The sequence below is a fragment of the Caulobacter sp. genome, from assembly GCF_039596335.1.
In the GTDB taxonomy this organism is placed as follows: domain Bacteria; phylum Pseudomonadota; class Alphaproteobacteria; order Caulobacterales; family Caulobacteraceae; genus Caulobacter.
In genome coordinates this window covers 293,265-306,173 of record NZ_JBCNJZ010000001.1, presented here as the reverse complement: position 1 = coordinate 306,173, position 12,909 = coordinate 293,265, and the positions used below count along the sequence as shown (strand labels likewise).

Annotated in this window: 11 protein-coding genes; 5 read left to right on the top strand and 6 right to left on the bottom strand. The window is 68.0% G+C overall.

Annotation, left to right across the window (positions count from 1 at the left end):
* Window position 1 precedes the first annotated feature (1 nt).
* The 3 genes from ABDW31_RS01540 to ABDW31_RS01530 form a co-directional block, all read right to left on the bottom strand.
* Window positions 2–421: a flagellar export protein FliJ gene (locus tag ABDW31_RS01540; RefSeq protein WP_184716684.1), complete on the bottom strand. Its 420-nt coding sequence runs from the start codon at window positions 419–421 to the stop codon at window positions 2–4.
* Entirely contained in the window at window positions 421–1,755 is a 1,335-nt protein-coding gene (gene fliI / locus ABDW31_RS01535) for a flagellar protein export ATPase FliI (protein WP_184716686.1), read from the bottom strand. Before fliI ends, ABDW31_RS01540 begins: the two co-directional genes overlap by 1 nt.
* Window positions 1,756–1,822: 67 nt before the next feature.
* The gene (locus ABDW31_RS01530; RefSeq protein WP_184716688.1) at window positions 1,823–2,809 is read right to left on the bottom strand and encodes a dienelactone hydrolase; all 987 of its coding nucleotides are present in this window, start codon (window positions 2,807–2,809) and stop codon (window positions 1,823–1,825) included.
* Between the two features lie 123 nt (window positions 2,810–2,932).
* On the opposite strand from ABDW31_RS01530, the gene ABDW31_RS01525 reads away from it, so the two are divergent.
* The 4 genes from ABDW31_RS01525 to ABDW31_RS01510 all read left to right on the top strand — a co-directional run bounded on the left by ABDW31_RS01525 (window position 2,933) and on the right by ABDW31_RS01510 (window position 6,857).
* Window positions 2,933–3,715, top strand: coding sequence for a LytTR family DNA-binding domain-containing protein (locus ABDW31_RS01525; RefSeq protein ID WP_184716690.1), 783 nt, complete (start codon window positions 2,933–2,935; stop codon window positions 3,713–3,715).
* A 431-nt stretch (window positions 3,716–4,146) separates the two neighbouring features.
* Complete coding sequence (gene ctrA / locus ABDW31_RS01520) at window positions 4,147–4,842, top strand: cell cycle two-component system response regulator CtrA (RefSeq protein WP_184716698.1); 696 nt, start codon at window positions 4,147–4,149, stop codon at window positions 4,840–4,842.
* 261 nt (window positions 4,843–5,103) lie between these two features.
* Complete coding sequence (locus ABDW31_RS01515) at window positions 5,104–6,480, top strand: peptidoglycan DD-metalloendopeptidase family protein (protein WP_184716700.1); 1,377 nt, start codon at window positions 5,104–5,106, stop codon at window positions 6,478–6,480.
* Between the two features lie 17 nt (window positions 6,481–6,497).
* Window positions 6,498–6,857 (top strand): glycoside hydrolase family 43 C-terminal domain-containing protein, encoded by a 360-nt coding sequence (locus ABDW31_RS01510; protein ID WP_184716702.1) that lies wholly within the window; start codon window positions 6,498–6,500, stop codon window positions 6,855–6,857.
* Here the strand turns inward: ABDW31_RS01510 and ABDW31_RS01505 are convergent.
* Window positions 6,854–8,365: a serine hydrolase domain-containing protein gene (locus tag ABDW31_RS01505; protein ID WP_184716704.1), complete on the bottom strand. Its 1,512-nt coding sequence runs from the start codon at window positions 8,363–8,365 to the stop codon at window positions 6,854–6,856. The two genes, ABDW31_RS01510 and ABDW31_RS01505, sit on opposite strands and share 4 nt — an antisense overlap.
* 466 nt (window positions 8,366–8,831) lie before the next feature.
* On the bottom strand, window positions 8,832–10,370 hold the full coding sequence (locus tag ABDW31_RS01500) for an ATP-binding protein (protein WP_184716705.1): 1,539 nt from the start codon (window positions 10,368–10,370) through the stop codon (window positions 8,832–8,834).
* Between the two features lie 347 nt (window positions 10,371–10,717).
* Here ABDW31_RS01500 and ABDW31_RS01495 point away from each other — a divergent pair, with 347 nt between their 5' ends.
* Window positions 10,718–11,605 carry a DMT family transporter gene (locus ABDW31_RS01495; protein ID WP_184723645.1) on the top strand — a complete coding sequence of 296 codons (888 nt, stop codon included), beginning with the start codon at window positions 10,718–10,720 and terminating at the stop codon, window positions 11,603–11,605.
* On the opposite strand, the gene ABDW31_RS01490 is transcribed toward ABDW31_RS01495, so the two are convergent.
* Window positions 11,602–12,891, bottom strand: coding sequence for a M20/M25/M40 family metallo-hydrolase (locus ABDW31_RS01490; protein ID WP_184716706.1), 1,290 nt, complete (start codon window positions 12,889–12,891; stop codon window positions 11,602–11,604). The genes ABDW31_RS01495 and ABDW31_RS01490 overlap by 4 nt on opposite strands.
* Between the last annotated feature and the right edge of the window lie 18 nt (window positions 12,892–12,909).

Here is a 12,909-nt window from a genome sequence, read left to right as displayed (position 1 = left end):
GCTAGCGCCCGGCCATGGCGGTGCGGCGGATGCTCAGTTCGTCCAGCTGCGCGGCCTCGAAGGCGCCCAGCTTCTTGGCGGCCAGCACCTTGGCCTGTTCGGCGACGTGCTCGTACTTCTTGAGGTTCTCGAAGGCTTCCGAGAGAGCCTCGCGGGCGCCGATCTCTTCCTGCTGGCTCTGCTCGACCTGCACGACCATGTCGGCGCGGCGGCGCTTATAGCCCTCGCGGTAGCCGATCATGTACCAGCCGGCCGACGCATCGCCCTCGGCGTTCTTGGCTTCGGCTTCCGCTTCGGCGTCCAGCATGGTGATGCGCAGTTCAGCGGCGGTTCGACGCTCGGTGATCTCGGCGAGGCGTTTCTGCAGCGTCTCGACCTCGTGGTTCGAGATGCGGATCAGCGAGGCGGCCCACTTGGTCATCAGTACTCACTCTCGAGGATCTGCCCCAGATGACCGAAAGAGTCGTCCAGACTAGTTGCTTCTTCCTTATCCTGGCTGAGGAAAGCCTCGATCGCAGGGTTCAGGCGGATCGCGCGGTCGACGGTCGGGTCGGCCCCGGCGCGATAGGCGCCGATGCGGATCAGTTCTTCCATGTTGGCGTAGGCGGCCATGACCTGGCGCGCGCCCTTGACGATCTGGCGCTCGTGGGGGTGCTGGCACCCCGGCATGGTCCGGCTGATCGACTTCAGGACATTGATCGCCGGGAAGCGGCCGCGCTCGGCGATGGCGCGCTCCATGACGATGTGGCCGTCCAGAATACCGCGGGTGGCGTCGGCGATCGGCTCGTTGTGGTCGTCGCCGTCTACGAGGACGGTGAACAGGGCGGTGATGGGGGCGGCGGTGGTGCCGTCGGCGCGGATCGGGCCGGGACCGGCGCGCTCCAAGAGCTTGGGCAACTCGGTGAAGACAGTGGGCGTGTAGCCCTTGGTGGTCGGCGGCTCGCCGGCGGCCAGGCCGATCTCGCGCTGGGCCATGGCGAAGCGGGTCACCGAGTCCATCAGGCACAGGACCTCTTGGTCCTGGTCGCGCATGTACTCGCTGATCGCCAGGGTCATGTAGGCGGCCTGGCGGCGGGTCAGGGCCGGCTCGTCCGACGTAGCGACCACGACGACGGCGCGGCGCAGGCCTTCCTCGCCCAGGGTCTCTTCGACGAACTCGCGGACCTCGCGGCCCCGTTCACCAATCAGGCCGACGACGACGGCGTCGCAGGTGGCTTCTTTCGCGAGCATGGACAGCAGCACCGACTTGCCGACGCCCGAGCCGGCGAAGATGCCCAGGCGCTGGCCGCGGCAGGTGGTGGTGAAGACGTTCATCGAGCGGACGCCCAGGTCCAGGCGTTCGCCCACCCGGCCGCGGGCGTGGGCCGGGGGCGGCGAGGTCTTCAGCGGATAGGGGATCTCGCCCTGCGGCAGCGGGCCCAAGCCGTCGATGGGTTCGCCGAAGGCGTTGATGATGCGGCCCAGCCAGGCCTTGGTCGGACGCACGACCGCGCCTTCCGGCACGATGCGGATCTCCGCGCCGGGGCCCACGCCCTCGACGGGGCCGAACGGCATGAGCAGGGCGCGGGTCTCGCGGAAGCCGACGACCTCGGCGGGCAGGGGCTTCTGACCATGCCGCTCGATCTCGACGCGGGCCCCGACCGACAGCCGGGTCAGACCGCCGCGCACCTCGATCAGCAGGCCGTTCACGGCGGCCACGCGACCGTAGATGGTCAGCGGATCGATGCGTTCGACGGCGGCGATGAGACTGCGCAAGGTCGCTCCTGAGATGACCCGCGCAGACTCGGCGATCGTGGTTAATCAGGTATGAAACTGGCTACGGCTAAGGTGCGACCAATTGGTCGCTGAAGAACCGGACGACCGCGGCGTTGAAGGTCTTGTGGAAGGCCGCGCGGTCGAAGCCCGGGGCGCTGGCGCAGATCACCGCCACCTCCGGCGCGGGTTTGGCGTTGCAGGGCGTCAGGAAGTCGAAATGCCGCGCCCCGACCACGACGCGATAGTCGTGCGGCTTTGGCAGGTTGCGGTGCGCCGCCTCGGCATAGTCGTCGCCGGGCAGGATCTCGTCATCGGCCGCCTTCCACAGCTGCACCGGGGCCTTGATCCCCTTCAGCCCGTCGCGCCCGAAGGTGAAGCCTAGGGCCGGGGCGGCCGAGACCACGGCCTTGATGCGATCGTCGTGGACCCATGGGGCGGTCAGCGCGTCGGCCGGGATCGGGCGGCCGGCGGTCAGCTTGCAGTCGAAGTTGCCGGGATGCGCCTTGCAGTGGGCGGGGACCTTGGTCAGGTCCGGCTTGCCGCCGGCCGCGGCCAGCACCGTGAAGCCGCCCGACGAGAAGCCGAACGCCCCGACCTTGCCGGGATCGATCTTCGCCTTCAGTGGCGAGGCGTCCAGCATGAACCCGATCAGCGCCGCCAGCGCCGCCGGCCGGTCGGCCATGGCGGTGGCGCGGCTCTGGTCCTTGTAGCTGTCGCCGGGGTGGGTGAGGGCGGCGACCACGAAGCCGGCTTCGGCCAGCGCCTGGGCGGTGTCGGCATGGCCGCCGAAGAAGCCGCCGTTGCCGTGCGACATGACGATCAGCGGCAGGCGCTGACCCGCCGCCGGCGCGCCGGCCGCCACCTGGTGGCCCCAGGACCCGAAGCTCATCGGCGCCGTCGCGGCGTCGGTGGGGTACCAGACCCCGACCTCGACCGGCGGGCCGTTGGGGCGCGGCTCGTGCAGCAGCATGAAGCCGGCATTGGCGGCGAGCGCCGGGGAGGCGGCGGTGGTGGCCGCGGCCAGCGCGGCGGCGAAGACGTGACGGAACGACATGACGGCCCTTCGGCGAGTGACGATGGCCTGGCTGTGACCGCCGGCGGACCGCTTCGCCACGGCGAATGCGCGAATGGGCGAATGGGTTCGCGGACGGGCGAACGGTCGCTATATCATCGCCTGATGAGCGCCCAAGCTTCCGACACTCCGCTGCTGGGTACTGCCCGTGAATGGGTGGTGGATCTTGGCGTGGCCGTCGGGATCGGGGTGCTGCTGGGGCTGATGGGGCCGTTTGGGAGCTTCTTCAACGACGGGCCTCTGGTGCGGATCGCTTACTGGGCTGGCAGCCTGGCCTGCGGCATGGCGCTGATCGGCGTGCTGGCGCGGTTGATCGGCGAAGCGGCCAGGCGGCTGGGCTGGCCGTATTGGGCGATGATCCCGCTGATCGTGCTGGTCGGAAGCTTCGTGCAGGGCGCGCCTCTGCGGTTGGTGGCGATCGCGCTCTGGCCGCAGGTCGCCGACGCCGTGTCGCCGTTGGCTTGGTATGGCCAGTGCGTGGCGATCACGACCCCGCTCGTCCTGGCCTACTACTTCATCCGCGTGCGCCCGCTGACGCACGCGCGCACGCGTGAGGCGCTGGTTCCCAAGTCGGCCCCATCGCCCGCCGCCGATCCGGGCGCGGTGCTCTATCTGAAGATGGAGGACCACTATGTCCGGGTCAGGACCGAACACGGCTCGCGGCTGGAGATGGGGCCCCTGTCGCGGGTGACGGCGGGCCTGTCCGGCGTCGAGGGCCTGCACGTGCACCGCTCGTGGTGGGTGGCGCGGCGGGCGATCCAGGGCGTCGAGCGCGACGGCCGGAACCTGCGCCTGCGGCTGGTGGACGGCCAGGCCGCCCCGGTCAGCCGCGCCTCGGTGGCCAAGCTTCGCGAAGCCGGCTGGCTGGCCCCGGAAAAACTCGCCTGACAGCCTGCGGCGGGCTGTCGCGGCCTCGTCTCACGGCTCAGCTTGGCCGCTGGAAACCCACACGCGGAGCTTGAGCATGGTGTTCAAATACCCGCGACGGAACGCCGCAATCGCGCCGTAAAGATAACTGTCGATTGAATGTTGTCTTACTCGCGTAACAGCGTTTCAACCGCTTTCCGGGCACGGATTTAACGCTTTTGCGTTGGTTAACGTGAGCGCCGGATGAGCCCCCTGCGACGCGTGCGACCAATGTGACCAAGGGCTCTCCGCCCGCTTGCACCCGATTCGCAAATCATATTAACCATTCGGCCAACGGAAACATTCACCATTAACCAGTCTTAAATTAACTCTCCGGCACACTGGCCGCAGGGTTTATCGGCGGACTTCCGCCTTAAGACGTTCGAATACGCCGGATCGGCGTGGAGGGGCTCATGCGCGTACTGTTGATCGAGGATGACAGCGCGACGGCGCAGACCATCGAACTGATGCTGAAGTCTGAGGGCTTCAACGTCTATACGACGGATCTGGGTGAGGAAGGCGTCGATCTGGGCAAGATCTACGACTACGATCTCATCCTGCTCGACCTGAACTTGCCCGACATGAGCGGCATCGATGTTCTGCGCACCCTGCGGGTCGCGAAGATCAACACGCCGATCATGATCCTGTCGGGCTCGTCGGAAATCGACACGAAGGTGAAGACCTTCTCGGGCGGCGCCGACGACTACATGACCAAGCCGTTCCACAAGGACGAGATGATCGCCCGCATCCACGCGGTGGTCCGTCGTTCGAAGGGTCACGCGCAATCGGTCATCAAGACCGGCGACATCATCGTCAATCTGGACGCCAAGACGGTCGAAGTGAACGGCAACCGCGTTCACCTGACCGGCAAAGAGTACCAGATGCTCGAGCTGCTCTCCCTGCGTAAGGGCACGACCCTGACCAAGGAAATGTTCCTGAACCACCTGTACGGCGGCATGGACGAGCCCGAGCTGAAGATCATCGACGTCTTCATCTGCAAGCTGCGCAAAAAGCTGGCCGCTTCGGCGCACGGCAAGCACCACATCGAGACGGTCTGGGGTCGCGGCTACGTGCTGCGCGACCCGAACGAGGCGATCAACGCCGCCTAAGTCTCGCGACTTCAGTAAGCGTACAGTACCAGCGTACCCAGAAACGCCCACCGGCAACGGTGGGCGTTTTCGCAATTGGATCATATGGTTACGGTTCGACCGCCGCGGCGCCTTTAACCATGTCCGTGACAAATCGCCCGAAGCGCCGAATAGTCCTTGCCGTGCGGAGCATGGCCGACCATGTTCCGGCGCGACGATTGCTGGGGGGCTACCCAGCCGTGTCATTTTGACTTGCGCGGCATCGACACCGACGGGGGCACGATGCAGGAATTTGATCCGCGCCGCAGCGCGACTCGCTGGGCGCCGAGGGTTTTCACCGCCGTCGCCGGCATGGCCGCTCTGGGCCTCGGGTGGAAACTGACCGCCGAAGACGCCAAGACTCCGACCACTGAACGCGCCGCTCTGGACCCGGCCGCCCTGGTCGCCCTGCAGCACGTGGCCTTCGCCAGCGCCGAGGCCCAGCCCGGCTTCGAGCGTCCCGAGAACATCGCCGTCAAGGTGCGCCCGGGCGAGACCCTGCAAGGCGCCGTGCAGCGCGCCGGCGTCGCTCCGGAAGACGCCCAGGCCGTGGTCGCCACGCTCCAGGGCGCGATCGACACCGTCAATATCAAGGCCGGCATGGCCTTCGAGGCCGCCATCGCCCAGCGCCGCGGCCAGCGCGGACCGGTCCGCCTGGTAGGTCTGTCGATGCGCACCAGCCCCAACTCGACCCTGACCGTCTCGCGCACCTTCGACGGCGCCCTGCGCCTGCGCGAACTGGAGGAAAAGGTCCGCGACGAGCAAAAGGTGGCCTGCGGGGCCATGAACGGCTCGTTCTACGAGAGCGTGGCCAGCGTCGGCGGCACCCCGGCGGTGATCAGCCAGGCGGCCAAGCTGTTCTCGCACAAGATCGACTTCTCGCGCGACATCCGCGAGGGTGACAAGTTCTGCCTGGTCTTCGGCCGCAAGGTCACCGAGAGCGGCCGCACCATCGAGGCCGGCGACCTGGAATATGCCGAGGTCAAGGGCCAGAAGTTCTACGCCTTCGACCGCAAGGGCGAGGACAAGAGTCAGTTCTTCGACGAAAGCGGCAAGAATATCAAAGGCTTCCTGCTACGCACCCCGGTCGACGGCGCGCGCATCACCTCGACCTTCGGCGCCCGTCGCCACCCAATCCTGGGCTACAACCGCGCGCACAAGGGCGTGGACTTCGGGGCCGGCACCGGCACCCCGATCCTGGCCGCCGGCGACGGCGTGGTGCTGGAAGCCCGCCGCTGGGCCGGCTACGGCAACTGGCTGCGCATCCGCCACGCCAATCAATGGGACACCGGCTACGCTCACATCTCGCGCTACGCCCCCGGCATCAAGGCCGGCTCGCGCGTGCGCCAGGGCCAGGTCGTGGCCTATGTCGGCTCGACCGGCATGTCGACCGGCCCGCACCTGCACTACGAAGTCTGGCTGAACGGCCAGCGGGTCAATCCGATCGGCGCCAAGGTCCCGCAGGGCACCATCCTGGGCGGTTCGGAACTGGCCGCGTTCAAGTCGCAGAAGGCCCGCATCGACCGCATGCTGGCGGCCGGCGGTGAGCCGGTCAGCGGCGAGGACACCCCGAAGCTGGCCATGGCTGACATCGAGCAGGCCAAGAGCAAGCTGCGCTAAACCTAAGAGGGCGGGACATGTTGGCGATGCTGGCGGCGGCCGTTCTGGCCGCGACGACTCCCGAAACCCTGGCGGGCGACTGGACCGTCGACCTGACCTCCAGCAAGAGCGCAACGCCCTACCTGAAGCGCATGAGCCTGACGCTGGCCGACGACGGCACGGTGACGGGCAGCTTCTACGACAGCGACATCCTGGCCGGCCGGTGGAAGACCTCCAAGGGCCGCACCTGCGTCAGCTTCCGCACCACCGACGGCAAGGGGCCCTATCACACCGCCGCCTGCCTCGAAGCCGGGCGGCTGACCGGCCAGACCTGGGCCGAGCACCGCAACTTCGTCTTCGTCTGGGACGCCACGCGCGCCGAGCCGACCAAGCCCTAGTCGACCTCGACGAAGGTGAAGGCGTTCTGACCTTCGCGGATCGTCAAGGTGCGCCGCTCGCCGGTCTTGCCGGCCACGAATGGGAAGGTCGGGCTGGCCGCCATGACCACGAACGCCGCCGCGCCATCGGGCATGGTCCGCGAGGCCACCGGCGTCTTCCAGGCGGAGAATTCGAACACTGTCTGGCCGTCCGCTGACGCCACCTTCAGCTCGCCCAGCACGTCGTTGCGATAGCGCGGGGCCAGGCCCGATCCGTCGGCCGGATAGCGCACGGCCTGGCGCGCGGCCTCGCGCCGCTGGTTCTCTGCGGCCGCCGCGGCGGCGACCATGCCGTCGGCCTTGGGCTCGCCGTCGAACAGCACCTCCATCAGCTTGCGGGGCAGGGCCTCCATCAGGACATTGGCGGTGCTGGCGTTGGCCAGGATCACCACCCCCACGTCGTGCTCGGGCAGCCAGACCGTGTCGCCCCGGAAGCCGTACAGCCGCCCGCCGTGATAGCGCACGGTCGTGCCGCTCGAGACATTGGTGTCCAGCCCCATGCCGTACCAGGACTGCGCCCCGGTGCTGACCTGGGCGTCCGACCGCGCCTTCAGCGCCGCCTCGGAGATGTAGCGCGTCCCATCGCCCAGTCGCCCGCCGGCCAGCTCCATGCGGACATAGGCCAGGAGGTCGTTGACGTTGGTCCAGGCCCCGCCCGTGGGGCGCACCGCGTGCATCTGGCGATTGCGGGCCGGATCGACCTCGACCCTCTCACCCAGCGGGTTCACGCCATAGGCGCGGGCGAAGTTGCCCTGCATGGCCGTGTCGTAGTCGAAGGTCGTGCGGCTCATGCCCAGCGGCCCGAACACCCGGGTGTCCATCGCCTTGTCATAGGCCGCGCCCAGCGCCAGGTCGGGATAGGCGACCCGGCCGCCCACGAAGCCGCCGGCCGCCGCGATCGGGTTCGAATAGGAATAGGTCGCGCCGAACGTCCCCGCGGGTCGCATCCGCGCCAGGATGTCGAAGGCCAGGGTTTCGGGCGCGTTGGGCGGGGCCACTTCCCAGTCCAGGTTGCGATAGGGCAGGCCGGTGCAGGCGCACAGCAGGTGCTTGACCTGGATCTTCGGCGTGGTCGCCGCGTCCGCCAGCCTGAACCGGGGCTCCAGGTCCGCGACCGGCGTCTCCCACGTCAGCTTGCCCTCGTCGACCAGCTTGGCCAGCATCAGGGTGGTCAGCGGCTTGGTGTTGGACGCCACCAGATAGAGGGTGTCGGCGTCGACCTTGTCCGGCCGGCCCACCGCGCGCACCCCGAACCCGCCGGCGAACACGGTCTTGCCGTCCTGCACGATCCCGACCGAGATCCCCGGCACGCCCAGCGCCTGGCGTGAGGCCTCCACGAAATCGGTCAGCACCTTCACCCGCGCCGCATCCAGCTTGTACGCCTGGCGACCCGCGAAGCTCTCGGCCAGGGCCGGGGACGCAGCCAGGCAGGCGACCGCCACCAGCACCCCAAGCGATGCGTTCCTCATCCCATCCCCCGGCCAACACCAGCGCGAGCGCAAGCTTTGGTGAAACGGTGTTCTTTTGAGGGCGCGGCGGCGCCTGAGCAGCTCTCCGTCACCCCAGAGTCGGCCGGGGCAATTTAGCGTGCAAGCGAGCCTCGCTAGAACGGCGAGCAACTTCATCGGGCCCTAGCGGAAGTGCCACGCGCCCAAGGGGACTAGGCCAGACAGAGCTATGGCCGCCCCGAAAAGTTTGGCGTAGCCCACGGCCAAAGCGCAGCGATCCCGCATCGATCAAATATCGGCTCGATACGGTGGTCCGCGATTCTCCCACCGCACTGTTCACAGGCCTGGATCATGATTGTCAGCCTACAGGCGGAACTTCGGAAAGTCGCCTTGGGGTGGCTAGCGGCCTTTCGAAATCCCTCTCTCTATGAGAGAGGGGCTTGGTGAAATGTCCGCAACGGGTCGATAACGGTCGCGCCGTCCCCCGCTACCCCACCGCCGCCTGGATGCCTGCCAGCAGGTTCGCCGCGGTGATCGGCTTGGCCACGTGCAGGTCGGCGCCGGCGGCCAGGGTCTGTTCGCGGTGGGTCGTCAGGGCGTTAGCGCTGAGCATGATGATCGGGGTGCGGGACGCGCCGATCTCGGTTTCCCAAGCCCGCATCGCCCGCGTTGCGGCCAGGCCGTCCATGCGCGGCATCTGCATGTCCATCAGCACCACGTCGAAGGTGGCCACGCGGAAGGCGTCCAAGGCGTCCAGCCCGTCGCCGACCGTGACGACCGCCGCGCCCTGGGCGGCCAGGATCAGCTGGGCCACCCGCTGGTTGGTCGGGTGGTCCTCGACCAGCAGCACCCGCAGCGGGGCGTCGGTGCGCGGCAGGGGCGGGGCGTTGACGTCGCGGATTTCGGGATGCTCGGCCGGGGCGCGGGGCAGCGGCAGGATCACGACGAAGCGACTGCCGGCCCCGGGGCTCGAGGTCGCCCAGATCTGGCCGCCCATCATCTCGACCAGTGAGTGGCAGATCGACAGGCCCAGGCCCGTGCCGCCGAACCGGCGGCTGATCGAGGCGTCGGCCTGATGGAAGCGGCCGAACAGCTTGGCCGCATGGTCCGCGTCGAAGCCGATGCCGGTGTCGACGATCTCCAGGGTCAGGCCGGCGGCCTCGTCGGCGATGCGCAGGGTGACGCCGCCGGTCTCGGTGAACTTCACGGCGTTGGACAGCAGGTTGCCGACCACCTGGCCGATCCGCGTGCCGTCGCCCAGATAGCGGGCGCCCAGATGGCCGTGGGTCAGGTCGCCGGCGCATTCGACCTGCAGGGTCAGGCCCTTTTCCTCGGCCCGGTGGCGCATGATCTCGACGCAGGGGCGCAGGGCCTCGTCCAGGTCGAACGGCCGCTGTTCCAGCCGCAGCTGGCCGGCCTCGATCTTGGCCACGTCCAGGAAGTCCGACACCAGTCGCTCCAGCGTCGCGCCCGAGTTGCGGATCAGGTCGACCATCTCGGCCTGGTCGGGGCTCAACGACGTTCGGGCCAGGGCGTCAACAATGCCGATCACCCCGTTCAGCGGCGTGCGGATCTCGTGACTGATATTGGCCAGGAAGTCGGTCTTGGCGCGGTTGGCCGCCTCGGCCGAGGCCTTGGCCTCCAGCAGCGCCCGCTCGGCCGCCACCCGCTCGGTGACGTCGCGCGCCACGCCGAAGATGCGGTCGCCATAGCGCTGGGCGCGCCATTCCAGGGTCAGGTAGTGGCCGTCGGCGTGGCGATAGCGGTTGGTGTAGCCGCGGACCGGATCGCCGTCGCGGCGGTTCTCGACCTCGATGGCGCTCATCTGGGTGCCGGGCATGTCGTCGGGATGGACCAGGCGCAGCAGGGACTGGCCCTCCATGTCCTCGGGACGGTGGCCCATCTTGGCTTCCCACGAGCGGCTGGCCTTCAGCACCCGGCCGTCGACGTCGCGAATGACCAGCAGATCCAGCGAGACGTCGAAAAAGGCGCTGACGTCGACGGGCAGAGTCTCGCGGGTGGTCATCGTGACCGAAATCCTTGTGGACGACGAAAAGTCCTGGCGCAGCGGGGACAAGACAAAACATCGATATCAGTGAGGCTTAGCGTTCGTGAACAACCTTGGGAAGATTCTTCAAAAGACTTGCGACGCGTATTTCAGGATCTCTCAACTCTGACAGAATGTGGGATCAAGAACGCCGTTAGCATAAATTGTCTGACGAATATTGGCGGGTCTGGCTGGCGTGATTGGCAGCGCAGTCATTGAAGCCTTCCGGCGCACAGCCTAGAAGCAGCGCTTACGCCCCTGAAGCGAGCCCGCGTTTGTCCTCTCCTCGCACGACCCTCTATACCGACCGCCGCTTCGTCATCGGCATGGCCGTGCTGTGCTGCTTCCTGTGGGGCAGCGCGTTTCCGGCGATCAAGGGCGGCTATGCCCTGCTGCACGTGGGCAAGAGCGACACCGCCGCCCAGATGCTGTTCGCCGGCTGGCGGTTCCTGGCGGCGGGCGTGATCCTGCTGGTTCTGGCCGGGCTGAGCCGCAAGCCGCTGGTCCCGCCGCGCGACCAGATCGCCAGGGTCGTGGGGCTGGGCGTCTTCCAGACGACCCTTCAGTACGTGTTCTTCTATGTCGGCCTGGCCCACGCCACTGGCGTGAAGTCGTCGATCATGAACGCCACCGGCGCGTTCTTCGGCGTGATCCTGGCCCACTTCCTCTACGCCAACGACCGCCTGAACCGCCGCAAGGTGCTGGGTTGCCTGCTGGGCTTCGCCGGCGTGGTGGTGGTCAATCTCGGAGGTAAGGGCCTCGACTTCGACTTCACCCTGCTGGGCGAGGGCTTCGTGGTCATCGCCGCCTTCGTGCTGGCCGCCGCCTCGATCTGGGGCAAGACCATCTCGCAGAAGATGGACCCGATGGTGATGACCGGCTGGCAGCTGGGCATCGGTGGCCTGGGCCTCTTGGCCATCGGCTATGTCGGCGGCGGGGCGCTGCATGGCTTCGACGCCCGCTCGCTGGGCCTGCTGGCCTATATGGCCGGCCTGTCGGCGGCGGCCTTCGCGCTGTGGAGCCTGCTGCTGAAGCACAATCCCGTCGGGATGCTGGCGGTGTTCAACTTCCTGATCCCGGTGTTTGGGGTGCTGTTGTCGGCGCTGTTCCTGCACGAGCCGGTGCTGGCGTGGAAAAACGCCGCCGCCCTGGCGCTGGTCTGCGCCGGCATCTGGCTGGTGACGCGGAAGGGGGCGGCGAAGGCCGCGGCCTAGTCCACCCCCGCCACGGCCAGCAGGGCGGCCAGGCCGACCTGCATGCCCTTCAGGCCTTCGGTCTTCTCGACGTCGATCCACTCGTCCAGGGCGTGGGCGCGGCCCGCCTTGCCGCCGGCGCCGATGGTGACGGCCGGAATGCCTAGGCTCATCGGCAGGTTGGAGTCGGTCGAGCTGTCGCCGTGCTGGGGCTCAAAGCCCAGGGCCGAGACCGCCGCGGCGGTCAGCACCACGATGTCTGACTTGGGATCGGTGTGGCCGGCCGGCCGCTCGCCGATCACCTTGGCCTCGTAGCTGATCTTGCCGGGCGCGGTGGAGCGGGCGGCGTTCTCGGTCGCGACCGCCTTGTCCAGGATGCCGATCAGGGTCGCGTCCAGCTTGGCCAGTTCGGCGGCGCTTTCCGAGCGCATGTCGAACTCCATGAAGGCGCTGTTGGGGATCGAATTGACCGAGGTGCCGCCGCCCGTGACGCTGGCCGAATAGGTGGTCTTGGGATCCTTGGGCGGCTGGACGGCGTAGAGGTCGGTCACCGCCTGGGCCATGGCCGCCATCGGGCTGACGATGCCGAACGCGCCGTAGCTGTGGCCGCCCGGGCCCTTGAAGGTGACGCGATAGCGCTTGGAGCCCACGCCCTTGTCGACGATCCGCGACGGGTCCGAACCGTCCATCGAGAAGAAGGCGCTGATCCGGCCCTTGTACGGACCGGTGTTGAACAGGTGGCGCACGCCGCGCAGGTCGCCGGGGCCCTCCTCGCCGACATTGCCGACGAACAGGATGTCGCTCTTGGTCTTGATGCCCGCCGCGTCCAGGGCGCGCAGATAGGCCAGCAAAGTGGCCAGCGAGCGGGTGTCGTCGCCGACGCCGGGGGCCATCAGCCTGGTCCCCTCGCGCTTGACCGTCACGTCCGTGCCTTCGGGGAAGACGGTGTCCAGATGGGCGGCGATGACCACGAACGGGCCCTTGCCTTTCGTGGCCGTCCCAGCCCGCACGCCCATGACATTGCCCTCGGCGTCCATCTCGACGTTCGACAGGCCGTGAGCCTTCAGCATCTCGAGATAGGCCTTGGCGCGGGCCTCTTCCTTGAACGGCGGGGCGGGGATCTGCGTCAGGGTGACGATGTCGCCGACCGTGCGGTCGTAGTCGGCGTCCAGCTTGGCCACGGCCTTCTTGAACGCCGGTGAGGCGACCAGCTTGCTCACGGTCTTCTGCGGATCGGCCTTGGGCGCGGCGAGGGCCGGGGCGGCGGCCAGGGCCAGGACGATGGCGAGCGCGGAGGGGCGGAGCATGACGGCGAATCCCTGAAG